The sequence below is a fragment of the Halomonas meridiana genome, from assembly GCF_009846525.1.
In the GTDB taxonomy this organism is placed as follows: domain Bacteria; phylum Pseudomonadota; class Gammaproteobacteria; order Pseudomonadales; family Halomonadaceae; genus Vreelandella.
In genome coordinates, this window is the sequence record NZ_CP024621.1 from 1,556,431 (window position 1) to 1,574,760 (window position 18,330).

An 18,330-nucleotide genomic window follows, 5' to 3' on the forward strand; every position below is an offset into this window, starting at 1 on the left:
GCGTGAGCTAAAGACGAACACACAAAAAGCCACTTAAGTGGCTTTTTGTGTTTAAGTGATAAACAAAACAGGAAGCGTTATTGCTTGGCGCGCTGCGCCATCAGCGTGATCTCCACGGTACTGCCACCGCAAATGTGGGGTGATTCAGTACAAGTTCGCGCTGGGTAGCGCCCTGGCTCAAAAAATTCGGCGTAGATGCTGTCTAGCGCATTGATCTGTTTTAGGTCAGTGAGGTGAACATCCACGCGAACCACGTCCGCAAGGCTGCCACCTTCTTGCTCTAGCATGCGCGCGAGTTCGCGCATCACTAGGCGGGTCTCCTCTTTAACATCGCCCCGCGCCGCTTCCCCGTTGGAAAGATCGGCCACCGTCAGGCCAGAAATAAAGATATAGTGATCGTCAACCACCATATGACTACCCGGAAAGCTGGGTTTTGGCAGGGTAGGGTCGTTGATGAACTGTGTCATGTGCGCTCCTTGGCAATAAAAAAATGCCTTGCCTTTACTGCGACTGCCTCAGGGCATTAGGGTTCAATGAATCACCAGACTGGTGTCATCACGCGCTTTGCTCTACGCTGGCGGGCTTTTATAGCTCGCCAGCGCTTGTTGTAACGTAGGGAAGTGGCGGGGTGAACGAACGTAACGAGAGAGCGTCATGAAGGTAGTCCATGTAAGTCAGAGTGAGCCGCGCGATGCGTGTTTGGCCAAGCTATGCGCAGAGGTGTATGGCCAGCAGGCAGGCTTGACGCCGTTGGTGATCTTTACCGGCACCAAAAATGTACTGTTTGCCCAAGAAGGCGCGAGGTTGTTGGCAGGGGTTGATGGCGAAGGACACCCTTTAGCGCTGGCGCTATTGGTGCTGGATGAAGCGGGCGAGGGCATGACCGTGACTCACGCCTGCGAGTTTGCAAAAGGTGCAAAAGCTCGTTTGCTGAGCGAGCTCAGTCTGAAGGCTCCGCTGCGCATCGATACGCAGGATGAAAAAGCTAAAACGTTCTTTCAACAGTGCGGCTTCAAACGCTGGTTAGAAGCGGAAAATGGCCAGCACATCGGGCTGTCGACTCGCCACCCTGCTAACAGCATTGAGACGCTATCGCCTACGTTAGCCCTGGATGAGGCGCTGATTTTGCGCCGCTTCAAACACGATCCCGTGGCGTTCGCCCAAGCCAAAGAGGCCTTTTTAGCTGGGTTGAATCGCGTTCCCGTGTCGCTCTAGGGCAACGACGTGTTCCTTTTTTTGCAACAAATTTCCATGCTGTTGTCATGATCTGGTGAGCTGTGCTGGGTAAGATAGTGCCATGGTTCAACGTTTGTGAAGAGGAACAATAGATGGCGCTAACAGTGATGGACAGCTCTACGCGTTATGGGTTGGTGAGTCGGGCATTGCATTGGGGAATGGCACTGCTGTTTGTGTGGCAATTTTGTAGCGCTGCCGCCAGGGTGTTTTTAGAAGATACGGCGATTGAAGGCTTCCTCTGGGGTACCCATAGCCAAGTGGGTGTTGTGTTAATGGCGCTCGTTGTGATTCGCGCTGTCTGGGCGGTAATGAATGCTTCAAGGCGTCCGCCAGCGGTGAGCGTGATGGCGAAGCTTGGCCACTTAGCGCTTTACGGGTTGATGATCGCCGTGCCTGTGATTGCACTGATTCGCCAGTACGGCTCGGGCCGTGCGCTGGATGTGTTGGGCATTAATCTGATGGCGGGCGGTGGCGAGCGCATCGAGTGGATGACTAACTTGGGCGGCTTGTTACACGGCGAGCTGGGTTGGGCGCTATTAGCCCTGGTGGTAGGCCATATCGCGATGGCGGTATTGCACCGCAGGCTGACCAACCACAGCATCATGACGCGTATGGCTTAGCCATTTAGGCGTTGCAATATGCGCAACGGCGCACCCACTGGGTGCGCCGTTTTTGTTGCTGCTGTTGCTACTGTTGCTGTCTAGGCCAACGCTACTTCGCCAATTCGCGCATAGCGGTTTCCAGCCCTTCCAGCGTCATCGGGTACATACGGTCGTCGATGAGTTCGCGGATCAACTGGGTGGAGTAGGTATACTCCCAAGCCCTGGGAGGCATCGGGTTTAGCCAGGCTAAACGGGGGAATTTCTCGGCCAAGCGTTTTAGCCACACACCGCCGGCTTCGTCGTTAAAGTGCTCGACGCTGCCGCCGCGATGCGTGACCTCGTAAGGCGACATGGCGGCGTCGCCTACGATCACCACTTGGTAATCGGCGCCGTAGGTGTGCAGCACATCCATGGTAGGGATGCGTTCGTTGCCACGGCGCTGGTTGTTTCTCCACACGCCTTCATACAAGCAGTTATGGAAATAGAAATGCTCTAGGTGCTTGAACTCCGAGCGGGCCGCCGAGAATAGCTCTTCGCAGACGCGAATGTGGTCATCCATGGAGCCGCCGACGTCCAGAAACAGCAGCACCTTCACCGCGTTGTGGCGCTCTGGGCGCATCTGCACGTTGAGTAGCCCGGCATCCTTGGCGGTTTCTCGGATGGTGCTATCCACGTCGAACTCTTCTAACGCCCCTTGGCGGGCGAATTTGCGCAGTCGCCGCAGGGCCATTTTGATATTGCGGGTGCCCAGCTCCAGCGAGTCGTCGTAATCCCGAAAGCGCCGCTCATCCCACACCTTGGTAGCGCGGCGGTGGCGGGAGCCATCCTGCCCGATGCGAATGCCTTCTGGGTTGTAGCCGTAAGCGCCAAACGGGCTGGTGCCGCCGGTACCAATCCACTTATTGCCGCCCGCGTGGCGCTCTTTCTGCTCCTCCAGGCGTTTCTTAAAGGTCTCGATGAGTTCCTCTAAGCCACCGAGAGACTCGATCTTGGCCTTCTCTTCATCGGTGAGCTGTTTTTCGAACTCGCGGCGCAGCCACTCATCGGGAATCAGCGCTTCGATGGCGGCGTCCATGTCCTCAAGGCCCTTAAACCAAGCGGCAAAGGCGCGATCGAAGCGGTCAAAGTGGCGCTCATCTTTGACCATGACCGTGCGCGCTACCTGGTAAAACGTTTCCATATCGGCAAATACCACGCCGCGTTCTACCACGGCGTGAAGGTCCAACAGCTCCCGCAGTGAAACGGGGACACCCGCGCGCTTGAGGGTTTCAAATAAGCCGATAAACATGGCTTAGCGCCCGCTGTTCTTCTGGCGACGCATCATAAAGGCCAGGCGTTCAAGCAGGTGGGTATCCTGCTCGTTTTTGACCAGCGCACCAGCCATGGGCGGTAGTGCCTTGGCGGGGTCACGATGGTAGAGCGCTTCCTGGGCTAGCTCGTCGGCCATCAGCAGTTTGAGCCAATCGACCAGCTCTGAGGTGGAGGGCTTCTTCTTGAGGCCAGGTGCGCTGCGCAGGTCAAAGAAGACTTCCAGCGCCTCGCTGACCAGTTTCGGGGCAATGTCGGGAAAGTGAACATCGACGATGGCCTGCATGGTTTCGCGATCGGGGAACTCGATGTAGTGAAAAAAGCAGCGGCGCAAAAAGGCATCCGGCAGCTCTTTTTCATTGTTAGAGGTGATGACGATAATAGGGCGCTTTTCGGCGCGGATGGTTTCGCCGGTTTCGTAAACGTGAAACTCCATGCGATCCAGCTCTTGGAGCAGGTCGTTGGGGAATTCTATGTCTGCTTTGTCGATCTCATCGATCAGAAGCACCACCCGCTCATCGGCGCTAAAAGCTTCCCACAATTTGCCGGGCTTGATGTAGTTAGCGACGTTCTCGACGCCCTCTACGCCCAATTGGGAATCGCGCAGGCGGCTCACTGCATCGTACTCGTAAAGCCCCTGAGCGGCTTTGGTGCTGGATTTGATGTGCCAAGTGATCAGCCGAGTGCCAAGGGCGTCTGCCAGCTCTTCGGCCAGGAGCGTCTTGCCGGTGCCGGGTTCGCCTTTGATGAGTAGCGGACGCTCGAGCATCACGGCAGCATTCACCGCCTGCTTGAGCGCATGGGTTGCGATATACGAAGAGGTGGAGTCAAACGCCATAGTGGGCCTCGGCTTGTCGTAAGCGTGGTGAACATCAGATTCAAACAAGTGTACGTGAGGCTGGCCGCCCAGGCCAAGCGCCGTCCGCTGTCAGGCCTTGTTCGGCGGCACGATGCCCTGGCGCTGCATTTGCCGATATATCGTTGGCCGTGATACCCCCTGCTCGCGGGCCACGGCGCTAATGTTCCATTGGTGTTGCTGCAGCTGAATGAGGAGTTGGCTATCGGCGGCCTCGTTTTCAGGCGCGGTGATGGCTGGCGAGTGGGTAATGCGCTGGCTAAGGCACTGTTCAGGCAGGTCGTAAACGGTGATTTCATCGCTCTCGGCGGTGGCGAGTGCAAACGCCAGCGCGTTTTTAAGCTGACGAATATTGCCGGGCCAGGCGTAGGCGAGTAGGGCGCTGATGGCGTCGGCCCGCAGCCGAGGGGCGGAGCTTCCGCCGCGTTCGCCCACCACATCGCTAAAGACTTGGCGAATCACGTAGAGCTTGTCGGCGCGTTCGCGCAGCGGTGGTAAGCGCAGTTGGGCACCGTTCAAGCGGTAGTAGAGATCTTCCCGAAACTCCCCCCGCGCGATCATGGTATCGATATGGCGGTGGGTGGCGGTAATCACCCGGATGTCGATTTTTTCCGGTTTATTGGCGCCTAGTGGCATGACCTCACGCTCGGCGAGTACGCGCAGCAGGCGGGTTTGTAGCGCCAGTGGCATATCGCCGATCTCGTCTAAAAACAGCGTTCCGCCATGGGCCTGAGGGATCAGCCCGCGCATACCTTTTGCTCGCCCGCCGGTAAACGCGCCGGGCTCGTAGCCGAATAACTCGCTCTCGATCAGCGCTTCGGGAATCGCCGCACAGTTCACCGCGATGAATGGGCCTTTGGCGCGGTTGCCGCTATCGTGCAGTGCGCGGGCAACCACCTCTTTGCCGGTGCCGGTTTCGCCGCTGATCAACACGTTGACACTGGCCTCGTTGCGCAGCCGTTCAGCCAATTTTTGTAGCTTACGTATCGCAGGGTCGTCGGCGCCCAGTCGTTCTAGCGGCGTTGGCAGGGACGATGCGGGCTTGTCGCGGGATACGCTCCGCGGCCTACGCGGCTCTAGCAGGCTAATAAAGTAGATGGCATTGCTGGCGCGGGCGCGAAATGCCCGCAACTGGTCGTTGGTCGCGCTGTTGATGCTGAGCACATCGGCAATCTCGCACTCGAAGAGCTCGCTAAGCATGGGGGCGTGTTGTGCAGACCACGGCGGCCAACGGCGTTGGTGTTCCTCCATCAGTTCACGGCCTACGGCGTTGGCGGCAATCACTTGGCCGTTCTCTTCTATCGCGATCAGCCCCCGCCCATTCACGTGTACGAACTCTCGCGAGGTATCCAGGCGCACCATCAAGCAGTCGCGGTAGCGCTGCAGGAAATAGGCGTCTTCGATCATGCGGGCGTAGAGCGTGACCAGCGAGAGGCTGAAGTTCTGGCTCTCATGCTGGGCAGGCGACTGCAGCGCGGAGATATCCAGCACGGCCATGACGTTGCCGTGGGGGTCGGCGATAGGGGCAGCCGTGCAGGTCAGCGAAATATGCGTGGCGTCGAAGTGCTCCTGACGGTGGCAAATGATCGCTTGGCGGTCGTGTAGGCAAGTGCCGACCGCGCAGGTGCCCGCAAAGCGCTCGTCCCAATCCGCCCCTAAATAGAGGCCCGCTTTGCGCAGCTGCTGGTCTTGATGGGGGTTGCCGCGAAACTCCACGGTAATGCCGCGGTGGTCGGTAAGCAGCAGCACGTAGCCGAGCTGGGCGATTTGCCCGTATAGCTGCTCGACCCCGGCGCGGGCGACGTGCAGCAGCTCATCGACGGATTCCCGGTGCTCGATCAAGGTTTGCTGGGGCACCACCCGGGCAGGGCGTGGTTGCGTAGGGTCGAGCCGGTATTCGTTCAGACAGCGCAGCCAAGAGCGGCGGATGGTGGCCTGCGCCGGTAGCTGCGGTGCGTCCACGCCTTCACCGAGCTGGAAGATGTGCTCGATATGCTGGCGCTGCACGGAGGCCAAGCGTGTCGGTGGTAGTGATGGCGTCGGCATGGCGAATCCATACAGAATTATTGTTGTACCTCCAGACTATGCGCTTTGTCGTGCGTGTCAACGAGGCGGTGTTACGCCGTTAGTCGTGCGTTACACCTGTAACGTTAGCCGTACACGAGGTGTGACAAGTGTACAGGTGGTGCGTTGGTGGATAGCAAGCCGAAAATCTTTTTTGTTTAAATTTTTCAATTGCTTATTGATTATTTTGCACATTTGGCACGGCGGGTGCTTAGGGTTGAGTGTCTTATCGACAGTTCAACAATAACAACGACCTTGGAGTACCCGCGATGACTCACACAGAGGTAAGAACCCCATCCAGCGCTACCAGCACCGTCAACGCATGGCTGCATGAGTTTGATGAAGCGCTGCAGGCACGGGATAGTCAGCGCGTGCTGACGCTATTCAACGACGAGTGCTACTGGCGCGATTTTCTGGCGTTTACCTGGAATCTAAAAACGTGCGAAGGCAAGGAGGAAATCCAGGCCATGCTCGATGCCACGCTGGCCCGCACGCGGCCTTCTCAGTGGCAGCTCGATGGGGAGGCCAGCGAAAACGGCGATACCATCGAGGCGTGGTTCACGTTCAAAACGGCCATTGCCAGCGGCAAAGGCTACCTGCGTTTGAAGAACGGCAAGTGTTGGACACTGCTCACTACTCACTACCATGCAGGCGTTGAACGACTTCCCCGAACCGCGCAATCACCATCGCCCCAAAGGGGCCGAACATGGTGCCAACAAACAGCGTGAAACCTGGCTGGAAGCCCGTGAACGTGAGGAAGCCGAGCTTGGTTACACGCGCCAGCCCTACTGCGTGATCATTGGTGGTGGCCAGGGCGGTATTGGCTTGGGGGCGCGGCTGAAACAGATGGGCGTGCCCACGATCATCATCGAGCGCAACGAGCGCGCGGGGGACTCTTGGCGCAAGCGCTATAAATCTCTCTGCTTGCACGACCCGGTATGGTACGACCACCTGCCTTACATCCCCTTCCCAGAAAACTGGCCGGTGTTTGCCCCGAAAGACAAAGTGGGCGATTGGCTGGAAATGTACACGAAAGTGATGGAGCTCAATTATTGGAGTTCCACTGAGTGTCAGAATGCACGCTTCGATGACGCCGCAGGTGAGTGGATCGTGAACGTGAAGCGCAATGGCGAAGAGATCACGCTACGTCCGAAACAGCTGGTGATGGCTACCGGGATGTCGGGGATGCCCAACGTGCCCAAGTTTGCAGGCGCGGAGAGCTTCGAGGGCGAGCAGCAGCACTCCAGCCAGCACCCAGGGCCGGATGCCTACGCCGGTAAAAAATGCGTGATCGTGGGCTCGAATAACTCGGCTCACGATATTGCTGCCGCGCTCTGGGAGCATGATGCCGATGTCACCATGCTTCAGCGCTCCTCGACCCATATCGTCAAGTCGGACTCATTGATGGAAGAAGTGCTGGGGCCGCTTTACTCGGAGGAGGCCGTCGCGGGCGGGTTGACCCACGAAAAAGCAGACCTACTGTTTGCCTCGATTCCTTACAAGGTGTTGCCCGATTTTCAACGTCCGGCGTTCGATGCCATCAAACGGCGGGATGCTGAATTTAACCAAAAGCTCGAAGACGCGGGCTTCATGCTCGACTTCGGTGACGATGAGTCTGGCCTGTTTTTGAAGTACCTGCGCCGTGGCTCGGGCTATTACATCGATGTGGGGGCCTGCGATCTGGTCGCCAATGGCGATATCAAGCTGCGCAGCGGTGTGGGTATCGAGCGGATCAATCCGCGCTCGATCACGCTCACCGACGGCAGCGAATTGGACGCTGATCTGATCGTCTACGCCACCGGCTATGGCTCGATGAATGGGTGGGCGGCTCGACTGATTTCTCAAGAGGTAGCGGACAAGGTGGGCAAATGTTGGGGATTAGGCTCTGACACCACCAAAGACCCCGGCCCGTGGGAAGGGGAGCTGCGCAATATGTGGAAGCCCACCCAACAAGAGGCGCTGTGGTTCCACGGTGGCAACCTGCACCAGTCCCGGCACTACTCTCACTATTTGGCGCTGCAGTTGAAGGCGCGTATGGAAGGACTAGATACCCCCGTCTATGGGCTGCAGCCGGTTCACCATGTGTCTTAAAAGCCATGTGTCTTAACAGAAAGGGCAACCTATGAGCCAGTCAACGGATCAATCACAGATGCAGGCCGCGGTGTGGTATGCGGCGAAAGATTTGCGCGTCGAACAGGTGCCGGTGCCGACCATCGATGACCCCCATGCGGTGAAAGTGAAAGTCGCCGCCTGCGGTATTTGCGGCAGCGATTTACACGAGTATGCCGCCGGGCCGATTTTTATTCCGGTAGGCAAACCGCACCCCATTAGCGGCGGCCAGGCACCGATCATTATGGGCCATGAGTTCGCAGGCGAAGTGGTCGAGGTTGGTGAGAAAGTGACTCGGGTGAAGGTAGGCGACCGCGTGGCCATTGAGCCGATCCTCTCGCCTAATAAAGATGGCGCTTATCAGATGGAGCGCTACAACCTGACGCCGCTACTCGGCTTTCACGGCCTTTCCGGCGGTGGCGGCGGATTCTCTGAGTTCACCGTGATGGGTGAGCACATGGTGCACAAACTGCCGGATGACCTTAGCTTCGAGCAGGGGGCGCTGGTCGAGCCTGCGGCGGTCGCGCTGCATGCAGTACGCCAGAGCAGCCTCAAAGCCGGGGATAGTGCCGTGGTGTTTGGTGCTGGGCCGATTGGCTTGATGACCATCGAAGCGCTCAAAGCCGCCGGGGCTGCACAGATTTATGCGGTCGAAGTCGCGCCTTCTCGTAAAGCCAAAGCCGAAGTGCTGGGCGCCATCGTCGTCGACCCACAGCAAGAAAACGCGGTGGAAAAACTGCACGCTTTGAGCGGCGGCGGGGTGGACGTGGCCTTCGAAGTGACCGGCATTCCCGCCGTGCTAAATCAAGCGCTGCACAGCACCCACGAGGGCGGCGAAGTGGTGGTGGTGAGTATTTGGGAGTCAGAGGCCAGTTTTCAGCCTAATGACTTGGTGATCAAAGAGCGCACCATGAAAGGCATTATTGCCTATCGCCATGTGTACCCAGCGGTGATGGCATTGATGCAGCGGGGCTACTTCCGCGCCGAGGATATGGTCACTCAACGCATTCCGCTGGCGGATATCGTGGAGGAGGGCTTCGAGGCGCTGTTGAACGATAAGGCGCAAGTCAAAATCATCGTTACGCCTTAATCCAACGTGGAGTTGCCATGTAAAGGCCATCCTTCGATGGCCTTTTTTGATGCGGCACCTTTGCGCGCAGGCCGCTATTCGGCATAGATCATTTTGCGTGTCATGCCGCCGTCGACGACGAAATTCTGGCCGGTAATAAAACCAGACTCTTTAGAGAGCAGAAAGTGAGTGAGTGAAGCGATGTCTTCGGGGGTACCCACGCGGCCAGCCGGGTGTTGTTCGCGATCGATATCCCGGTGCTCCACCGACTGCTGTCGGCTGGGTTTTTGCCAGTCGCCCACTTCGATCCAGCCGGGGCTGATAGCGTTGACGCGAACATCAGGCCCCAGGCTGACCGCCAGCGCATGCGTCAAGGCGACGATGCCGCCTTTGCTGGCGGCGTAGGCTTCAGTGTCCGGCTCGGATTGGATGGCGCGTGACGAAGCCATCAACACCATGCTGCCGCCGTGAGGACGTAAGTAGGCAGCGCCATGTTTGGCACACAAAAAGGCACCGGTGAGATTGGTGTCCAAGTAGGCCTGCCATGTCTCTAGCGAAAGCTGCTCCACCGGGCCATGAAAAGGGTCGGCAATGCCGGCGTTATGCACGATACCGTTTAGCTGCCCAAAGTGGTTGACACTTTTTTCGAGGCTGGCCATCACCTGGGCTTCATCGCTGACATCCGCTGTGAGAGTCAGCAGTTGCGACGGATGAGGCAGCCTTTGCGCAGCGGCGTCGAGGGCTTCGCCATCAATATCGGTAATGACGACACGGTGTCCCTTGGCCAAAAGGGTATGGGCAATGCCCAGACCGATGCCTTGGGCGCCACCGGTAACGTAGTAGGTGCAGGGTGAGGTCATGAGTGCGTTTCCAAAGTGGTTGAGTCGTAACCGGCTGCGAGTAGTGCAAATGTAAAATATCGATACAGCCAGCGACAGCACCCACATTAAGGCATACATTGACAGTAACTAAACGATCTTAGCGGCGCTATGCCCGATGGATAATATTGGCGGTTAGACACCTTTGAGGTTTCTGTCATGGTGGAGAGTGAACGAGCGCGGCTGCTGGCGTTACATAGTTTAGCCATTTTGGATACTCCGCCAGAGGAGCGCTTCGATCGGATCACCCGATTGGCTACTTCCATTTTTGACGTGGACATTGCGTTAGTGTCATTGGTCGATGAGGAGCGCCAGTGGTTCAAGTCACGTCAGGGCATTTCGCTGACGCAGACCTGCAGAAAGGAGTCTTTTTGCGCGCACGCCATTCAAGGAGAGAGCATCTTCGAGATAGAAGATGCCAGCCAAGATTCCCGCTTTGCTGACAATGTGCTGGTCACCGCCCGTCGCGGCATTCGCTTCTATGCAGGCGTGCCGCTGACCACTGCCAACGGCTTTCGAGTAGGCACCTTGTGTATCATCCACCCCGAGCCGCGCCGTTTGAGCCCTTCCCAGCGTCAGGTGTTGACCGACTTGGCGGCGTGCGTAGAAGATGAAATCAATCGAATTGGGCTGGAAAATGAGCTTACCAGGGTCAACGACGTTAAACGACAGTTGGCTGACGATGAATCTCGCCAGCGTTCACTGGTGGACGCATTGGCCGCACTTAACGATATCAGCACCTCTAATCATTTAGGTATCGATAGGCAATTTCAGGAAGCGTTGGCGTTGGGCTGTCGCTATCTCAATCTTCAAATTGGCATCATTAGCCGTATCCATAGAGGGGTATTCGAAGTCGTCGCCGTCACGGCGCCGAAGGATGTCACGCTGGCGGCCGGCCAGTGCTTGCCCTTGGCCAATACCTACTGTGACATGACGCTAAAAACCAGCGGTCTATTGGCCGTTCACGATACGACCGAGAGCGATCTTAGGCATCATCCGTGTTACGACACCTTCGGCCTCAAAGCGTATATGGGATCGTCGATTCAACTGGGTGATCAGCTCTTTGGAACGGTGAGCTTCTCTTCCGCCGATCCTCGCCAGCACCGTTTTGCTGAAACCGACACACTCTTCATCAAGCTATTGAGCCGTTGGATTGGCTCGGCGTTAGATCGGCAGCGAGTCGATGCACTGAAGAGCGAGTTCGTTTCCACGGTGAGCCATGAACTTCGTACCCCACTCACGGCCATGGCCGGCGGGTTGAAGCTAGTGCTGGGCGGTGCTACTGGAGAGCTACCCGAGAGCACCCACAAGATGCTCTCCATGGCATTGAAAAACGGCGAGCGGCTGTCTCTGTTGATCAATGATCTTTTGGATATCGAAAAACTCTTGGCGGGGCAGCTCAATGTTATTTGCCAGCCAAGAGAACTAGGAGAACTGCTCAAGGCTGCGCTACTTGAAAACCAGCCTTATGCCGATCAGCATGGCGTTGCTTTACGGTTGGAAACGCTATCGAAAGACCGTTTTATTAACGTCGATGTATTGCGCTTTCAGCAGGTCATGGCCAACTTACTCTCTAATGCTGCAAAGTTCTCTCGGCTTAACAGTGACGTCGTTATATATTGTGACGAGTTTGATAAAGAGATACGCATCAACGTAAAGGATAGCGGGTGCGGAATACCTGAGGCGTTTAGGGGACGGATTTTCCAAAAATTTTCGCAAGCAGATGCGAGTGATCGACGCGTTAAAGGAGGAACGGGTTTGGGGCTTTCAATTAGTAAGGCGATGACCGAACAAATGGGGGGCACTATCGGTTTTCAATCCACAGAGGGAGAAGGTAGTACGTTTTACATAACTTTCCCTTATGCGGAGGTGCCTACGCGTGTTCGGCACTGAACGAATCGGACGCTTCAATGGGGCTCCTTGGTATCTAGGTATTCTGTTTGCGTGTCTGCTCGTCGCTGGCGTGGCGGGCAATATGCTACAGCTTTCGGTACTGTTTAACGTTTTTTTCGTATTTGGCTCGGTGGCTGTCATGCTAGCCGTTGCTTGGCTGGGGACATGGCCAGCGGTACTGATTGGGGTCGCCTCAGGCGTTTATACTTATGTCTTTTGGGAAAATCCCGTCACCGTCATGGTGTTCATCCTAGAGGCGCTCGTGGTCTCTTGGCTTTACCACCATAAAGTCAAAAACTTGATCATTGCTGCACTGATCTTTTGGACGGCGATCGCCGCCCCGATCGACTTTCTATTATTGCCTTTGTGGTTAGGATGGAGCCAAGAGCTAACGCTGCTGGTGTATTTAAAACAAGCCATTAACGGTGTTTTCAACGCGGTCATCGCTAGCGCGATCATTATTGTTTGTGGGCTATCTCAACGGTCTTGGCTGCCGACGGCAGGGGCTTTATTAAGGCTCAAACATCTGCTGTTTTGTGCCCTATTGTCGGTCACATTGATGACGGGTATTCCGCTGATTCTGTACGAAGGCCATGCCATGCGTCAGGGGCAAGAAAACTTTGTCAACCAAACGCTCAATGCCATGGGCAACGAGCTGGTGGGGCGTTTGTCGGAACCCGGAGCCGATCAGCGTTTCGTTTACCATATTGGTCGAGTAAGGGCAGATAGCAACGTCAATATTGGACTACTCGATGCAGAGGGTGAGCTGCTGGCACAGGTAGGTCATCTCAACTCACTAACGCTGGCATCTGGAGATGAACTCATCGATCTAGACGAGCGCATGCGTATGTGGCTTCCAGGCAATTTGGATAACCCGGCCGTTCGCTTTTCTCAGGGGTTTTATACACTACAGTTACCTGCCCGCGGCGTAGGAGGTGTCGATCACGTATTGTTAGAGACGCCGGCACTGCCTACCGTGCGTGCCATGGAAGCTTATCGGACCGTTTTGTTTGCCATGTTAGCGGCAGTATTGATCTTTGGCATCGTGGCGGCTGAACTCTTGAGCCGTATGATTACTCAGCCGCTAACCCGTCTCGGCAAAAAAGGGCGGACGCTGAGCGATTCGATTGCCAAAGGCAAAACGCCCAAACTTCCCGACAGTCGCATCGTCGAGTTCCAACAGCTATCTAATTTATTGGGTGCAATGAGCGCGGAACTCAGCGATGCGTTCAAACGCCTTCGCCATACGCAGAGCAATTTAGAGCGCGAGGTCGATCAACGCACCAGAGCACTCGCCAGTAGCAATGATTTGCTGAGCTCGGTGCTCGATGCTGCCGTGGATTTTGCCATTATCGCCATGGATACCCAGGGAGTGATCAAGCTGTTCAACAAAGGTGCTGAAGACCTTTTGGGATATCAGGCGAGCGAGGTCATCGGAGTGCAAACTCCTATGCTGTTTCACGATGCCGATGAAGTCGAACAGCGGCTCCTCGAACTGAGCCAGAGTGCAGGCCATACCTTGATGCCCTTGGAGGTGTTTACCCACCGGGCTGCCCTGGAAAAGCGCGATGTCAACGAGTGGACCTATCTGACCCGCGCGGGCGATCGTGTGCCCATCAAGCTGGTGGTGACCGCTATTAAAGATCAGCAAGGCACGATTACCGGTTACTTGGGCATCGCCGAAGATATTTCTGAATCGAAGCGCGTCGAGCAAATGAAAAACGAGTTTGTCTCGACCGTGAGTCATGAGCTGCGTACGCCGCTTACGTCCATTTCGGGAGCGCTGGGTATGGTCGCTGCCGGGGCGCTTGGCAGCGTGCCGGATACCGTCATGCGTATGGTCAACATCGCGCATAAAAATAGTCAGCGGCTCACCCACTTGATCAACGATCTGCTCGATATCGAAAAAATAGCCGCCGGTAAACTGGCGTTCGATATGCAGTGGCAGTCGCTACAGCGTTTACTGGAGAGTGCCATCGAGGAGAATCGCCACTATCGCCATGAGCGGCAGGTGACGTTGACGCTGGATAATCCTCATTCGGATACACAGGTGCGTGTCGATGGTCAGCGGCTTCGTCAGGTCATGGCGAACTTGCTCTCCAATGCCGTGAAGTTTTCGCCGGAGGGAGGGGAAGTCCAAATCAGTGTCGATAAGCAAGACCATAAGATTACGGTGACCGTCAAAGACGATGGGCCAGGAATTCCTGACCACTTCAAAGGCCATATTTTTAGTAAGTTCGCACAAGTCGATGCCTCCGACTCGCGAGCGAAAGGGGGAACGGGGCTGGGTTTGGCGATTACGCGCGAGCTAATCGAGCACATGGAAGGTGAGATGGGCTTCGATTCAGAAGAGGGCAAGGGTAGCTGTTTCTGGTTCTCCCTGCCTCTTCATCCTTCGGATACCCTTAGTGATTCGCGGGGCGCTGACGCGGGCCGAGTGCTGGTGATCGAGGATGATCCTTCCGTCGTGCGTGTTCTGTTTGAAACATTGGCTCAAGCCGGTTTCGAAGTGGACTCTGCCTTGAACGGTGCCATGGCGCTGGAGAAACTGGCCAACCAACGCTATGACGCCATCACCGTCGATATTGGGCTACCCGACATGAGCGGTTTCGATGTGATTCATGCGCTGCGACAGCAGCGGGCGTCGAAGCATACTCCCGTTATGGTGGTGACGGGGAGCATGGAGCGAGGAAGTGTCGCTTTGGAAGGTCATTTAGAGGACATCGCCTGGTTGGCAAAACCCATTCAGACTGAACAACTGCTAGCACTACTCAGCGAGCAGTTGCAGACTCATCAAGAGCGCTTGAGGCTGCTGCATATCGAGGATGACCCCGACCTCCATGCGGTCATACGCGCCATGCTGGATGCGCATGAAGAGTGTGATCACGCGGTGAGCGTGGCCATGGCACGTCGCCACTTAGCCTATCGACGCTACGATGCCATTATTTTGGATATTGGTCTGCCTGACGGCGAAGGTTGGGATTTACTAGAGCAGATTCGTGAAGAGCAGCCCCACGCGCGAATCATTATCCTATCTGGGCAGTCCATCAGTGAAGCAGATCAACATCGTGTCGAGACGGTGTTCTTGAAATCGCGCATTAGTCCGACAGAGTTGCTCGAGGCAATTCAACAACGAACCCAACTGGTCCAGATGGTGGATAACGAATGAGCAGCTTAGAGCGTATTTTGTATGTAGAAGATGATCCTGATATCCAAACGGTAGCGACACTTGCTCTCGAAGTCGTCGGTGGTTTTAACGTCAAAGTCTGTGCTTCAGGGGAGCAGGCATTGGAAGAAGCCGAAGCGTTCGCCCCAGACATGATTCTACTCGATGTCATGATGCCTGGTATGGATGGGCCATCGACTCTAGCGGCGTTGCGTCAACGCTCGAGTCTCGAGAAAGTGCCCATCGCGTTCATGACCGCCAAAGTACAACCCCACGAGGTGGATCAACTCATCGCACTCGGTGCCGAAAGCGTGATTGCCAAACCGTTCGATCCCATGACCCTGGCTAATCAAGTTCGCACTCTTTGGGAGCAGGCGTGTGGCAAATCATGATCAACAGTCGCTAGAGCACAAACTGGCACTGCTCAAACAAACCTATCAGCATAATCTGCAAGCCGAATTGGCATCGTTGTGCAGTGTGCTCACGCGTTTGCAGCAAACGTTACGTGCTCAGCTAATGGTCACCACCGAAGCCCCGTCCAGTGGCGACCCACAAGCCCCTCGGGATACGTTGACCGATGTCTACCATCGACTACACAAACTGGCAGGGTCGGCAGGGACGTTTGGTTTCGATACGATCGGCAGCCAAGCACGGCTGTTGGAAAATGGCCTTAAGCGCTGGCTGGAGGAGAGCGATCAAGCCATCGATCTTCAGCTCGTCAACGTGGTGAGTAGCCAATTACAGTCGATGCAAATCGAGCTCGTGCCTAGTTTGCAGCAGACGCCTAGCGTTGATGGGCCTCAAGAAATCAACGGCACATCCGCTAAGATTTGGCTGATCGAAGAAGATGACGAGCTCGGTAAGCATATCCGTGAACAGTTGATGAACTTCAGTTATGACGTCCGTCTTTTCGACTCTGTGCCAGAGGCGTGCCAAGCGATCGCCAAACAGTCTCCCGATATTTTGATCGTAGACGCCATGGCAGGCGTGGGACACCTTGCACCGTTGCAAGCGCTCTCTTGCCCACTACTTTTCATCAGCGACTGTGACTCCTTCGATGCACGTATGCGAGCGGCACAGTTAAATGCGCATGGCTATTTTTTGAAGCCACTGAACATACCGCAATTGGTGAACCGTCTGGAGCAGCTTCTTCAAGAGCGTCAATCGCCACCCGCTCGTATTCTCGTTGTGGACGACGACCAACAGCTGGCGGCTTATTACCAGCTCGTGCTAGAAGCCGCGGGGATGGAAGTGCGCATCCTCGACAATCCCCGCCATATCATCGATCAACTCGCCTCGTTTAGACCCGAGCTCTTACTGATGGATGTGCACATGCCGGATTACGATGGCCCTGATTTAGCGTCAGTGGTTCGGCAGTATGACGAGTGGAGTAGTCTGCCCATCGTCTTCTTATCGGCAGAGATGGACTTAGGTAAGCAGGTAGATGCGCTCAGCCACGGAGCCGATGACTTCCTCACCAAGCCCATTCTCGCTGCGCAGCTGGTAGCCTCGATTCGTGTGCGCGTGGCCCGCTCACGCACACTGTCGGCGCTGCTCAATAAAGACAGTCTGACCGGGCTGCTCAAGCATGCCAGCATTAAAAGTGCCGCGATCAACGAGATATGTCGTGGCTTCCGACAGCACTATTCGGTGGTGGTCGCCATGGTGGACATCGACCATTTCAAATCGGTGAACGATACCTATGGCCATGCCACAGGGGACGTCGTTATTGCGTCGGTTGCGACGCTGCTGCGTCAGCGCCTACGCCAAACCGATATGATTGGCCGGTATGGGGGCGAGGAGTTTTTAGTGGTGCTGCCACACTGCAGCGCAGAGGACGGTCGGAAGCGCTTGGAAGACATTCGCCAATACTTTTCTCGCCTGCGCTTTAACCAAGGGGAGCAGGAGTTTGCGTGCACGCTCTCGGCGGGTATGGTCTGTAGTACCGACGTATCAGAGGACAACAGAGACCGACTCTTGGTCTTAGCAGATGAAGCGCTTTACCGAGCCAAGCGCGGCGGCCGCAATCAAGTTAGCCAGTAACGCTAGTTGCTGGTGGCGGTTGAGTGATTCGTTATGAAGCAATGCAGCAAAAAATGCGCGCCGTTGGTGCGCTTTTTCATGGAGTAAAAAGAGAAAGGGCGCTTTTGGCACTCATTTATTTAGCAAGATTATGTTTTTTAAAGGAAATTATTTTATTGGCACACAGCTCGCAATATAAAAGGTAACTCGCAAATGAATAGAGTCATTAAGGTCTCGATGCAACCGGCACTCAATGCTCTCCCTTCTTTGCAACGTTGCCGCGGCGCTGCCCGGCAATACACCGAGTGAGCTGGCGTGCTCCACCTGGGTCCCCTTCGGGGGACTTTTTTTATGCTCGTTTGTCAAGCGCGATAGTTAACAAAAGCTATCAGAGCCAGAAAACCTATAATAAAATTTCACATGAAATTTGGAAACGGTGTTCTTATACTATATATTGTATAGGTTAGCTGGCGTTGACCAGCATCAATCCCAAGCAAGATGCAAGAGGATGACCCTGATGAGCAAAATGAAATTGATCACCGCCGCTATCGTGTCTGCCAGTGCCGTCATGGCGAGCCAAGCCGTCATGGCCTACGAAGCAGGCGATGTGTTTGTTCGCGGCGGTGTTGCCCAAACGGATACGGGCTCAGGTAACGGCAATGTTGGCGGTGCGGACCTCAACGTACAAAGCGCACGTGGGTTTACTTATGGTGCGGGCTACCTGTTCAGCGACAAATTTGGCGTCGAACTCAACAGCTCTGAAAAATTCGAGCATGACCTGAACACGACACCGGGCGGCAGCGCAGGTAGCGTCGACCGTCTGCCGGTGAACCTGCTGGTCAACTACTACCCGATGGGTGGTTTGGACTCGAAAGTTCAGCCTTACGTAGGTCTTGGTTTGAACTACACGAGTTTTTCCAGCGAGCCATCCGGCTTGAGCATCGACGAGAGCTACGGCGCCATCGGCCAAGCGGGTGTGGATTTGGCAGTGACGGATAACGTCATGCTGAACGGCTATGTTAGCTACGCGGACGTAAGCGCCGACATCAATGCGGCTGGCGCCACCGTTGGCGAAGTCGATATCGAGCCAGTGACGATCGGCGGCGGTATTACTTACCGTTTCTAAC

Annotated in this window: 14 protein-coding genes and 1 pseudogene; 10 read left to right on the forward strand and 5 right to left on the reverse strand. The window is 55.7% G+C overall.

What is annotated here, in order from left to right:
• Positions 1-77: 77 nt before the first annotated feature.
• The gene (locus CTT34_RS07555; protein ID WP_159341882.1) at positions 78-467 is read right to left on the reverse strand and encodes a RidA family protein; all 390 of its coding nucleotides are present in this window, start codon (positions 465-467) and stop codon (positions 78-80) included.
• Positions 468-654: 187 nt separating this feature from the next.
• Between CTT34_RS07555 and CTT34_RS07560 the strand changes: the two genes are divergently transcribed.
• Both CTT34_RS07560 and CTT34_RS07565 read left to right on the forward strand, forming a co-directional pair.
• Positions 655-1,215, forward strand: coding sequence for a hypothetical protein (locus CTT34_RS07560; RefSeq protein ID WP_159341883.1), 561 nt, complete (start codon positions 655-657; stop codon positions 1,213-1,215).
• 113 nt (positions 1,216-1,328) lie between these two features.
• Positions 1,329-1,856, forward strand: a complete 528-nt coding sequence (locus tag CTT34_RS07565; RefSeq protein WP_159341884.1) for a cytochrome b — start codon at positions 1,329-1,331, stop codon at positions 1,854-1,856.
• A 91-nt stretch (positions 1,857-1,947) separates the two neighbouring features.
• Here the strand turns inward: CTT34_RS07565 and CTT34_RS07570 are convergent, their stop codons facing one another.
• The 3 genes from CTT34_RS07570 to CTT34_RS07580 all read right to left on the reverse strand — a co-directional run bounded on the left by CTT34_RS07570 (position 1,948) and on the right by CTT34_RS07580 (position 6,048).
• Positions 1,948-3,126 (reverse strand): vWA domain-containing protein, encoded by a 1,179-nt coding sequence (locus CTT34_RS07570; protein WP_159341885.1) that lies wholly within the window; start codon positions 3,124-3,126, stop codon positions 1,948-1,950.
• Between the two features lie 3 nt (positions 3,127-3,129).
• A complete protein-coding gene (locus CTT34_RS07575) occupies positions 3,130-3,984 on the reverse strand; it encodes an AAA family ATPase (RefSeq protein ID WP_159341886.1) in 855 nt (284 codons plus the stop codon).
• A gap of 90 nt (positions 3,985-4,074) precedes the next feature.
• On the reverse strand, positions 4,075-6,048 hold the full coding sequence (locus CTT34_RS07580) for a sigma-54-dependent Fis family transcriptional regulator (RefSeq protein ID WP_159341887.1): 1,974 nt from the start codon (positions 6,046-6,048) through the stop codon (positions 4,075-4,077).
• 287 nt (positions 6,049-6,335) lie between these two features.
• Here CTT34_RS07580 and CTT34_RS07585 point away from each other — a divergent pair.
• Together CTT34_RS07585 and CTT34_RS07590 are read left to right on the forward strand one after the other, a co-directional pair.
• Positions 6,336-8,157: pseudogene (locus CTT34_RS07585) on the forward strand (NAD(P)-binding domain-containing protein).
• A 31-nt stretch (positions 8,158-8,188) separates the two neighbouring features.
• The gene (locus tag CTT34_RS07590; RefSeq protein WP_281997014.1) at positions 8,189-9,265 is read left to right on the forward strand and encodes a 2,3-butanediol dehydrogenase; all 1,077 of its coding nucleotides are present in this window, start codon (positions 8,189-8,191) and stop codon (positions 9,263-9,265) included.
• Positions 9,266-9,339: 74 nt separating this feature from the next.
• On the opposite strand, the gene CTT34_RS07595 is transcribed toward CTT34_RS07590, so the two are convergent.
• Entirely contained in the window at positions 9,340-10,104 is a 765-nt protein-coding gene (locus tag CTT34_RS07595) for an SDR family oxidoreductase (RefSeq protein WP_159341888.1), read from the reverse strand.
• Between the two features lie 177 nt (positions 10,105-10,281).
• Between CTT34_RS07595 and CTT34_RS07600 the strand changes: the two genes are divergently transcribed.
• The 6 genes from CTT34_RS07600 to CTT34_RS07625 all read left to right on the forward strand — a co-directional run bounded on the left by CTT34_RS07600 (position 10,282) and on the right by CTT34_RS07625 (position 18,329).
• Positions 10,282-12,015, forward strand: a complete 1,734-nt coding sequence (locus CTT34_RS07600) for a sensor histidine kinase (RefSeq protein ID WP_217352986.1) — start codon at positions 10,282-10,284, stop codon at positions 12,013-12,015.
• Positions 12,002-15,184: a response regulator gene (locus CTT34_RS07605; RefSeq protein WP_159341889.1), complete on the forward strand. Its 3,183-nt coding sequence runs from the start codon at positions 12,002-12,004 to the stop codon at positions 15,182-15,184. The genes CTT34_RS07600 and CTT34_RS07605 overlap by 14 nt, the downstream gene beginning before the upstream one ends.
• Complete coding sequence (locus tag CTT34_RS07610) at positions 15,181-15,573, forward strand: response regulator (protein ID WP_139528150.1); 393 nt, start codon at positions 15,181-15,183, stop codon at positions 15,571-15,573. The genes CTT34_RS07605 and CTT34_RS07610 overlap by 4 nt, the downstream gene beginning before the upstream one ends.
• The gene (locus tag CTT34_RS07615; protein WP_159341890.1) at positions 15,560-17,224 is read left to right on the forward strand and encodes a diguanylate cyclase; all 1,665 of its coding nucleotides are present in this window, start codon (positions 15,560-15,562) and stop codon (positions 17,222-17,224) included. The genes CTT34_RS07610 and CTT34_RS07615 overlap by 14 nt, the downstream gene beginning before the upstream one ends.
• A gap of 23 nt (positions 17,225-17,247) precedes the next feature.
• Positions 17,248-17,409: a hypothetical protein gene (locus CTT34_RS07620; protein WP_159341891.1), complete on the forward strand. Its 162-nt coding sequence runs from the start codon at positions 17,248-17,250 to the stop codon at positions 17,407-17,409.
• Between the two features lie 311 nt (positions 17,410-17,720).
• Positions 17,721-18,329 carry an OmpW/AlkL family protein gene (locus tag CTT34_RS07625; RefSeq protein WP_174788518.1) on the forward strand — a complete coding sequence of 203 codons (609 nt, stop codon included), beginning with the start codon at positions 17,721-17,723 and terminating at the stop codon, positions 18,327-18,329.
• Position 18,330 lies beyond the last annotated feature (1 nt).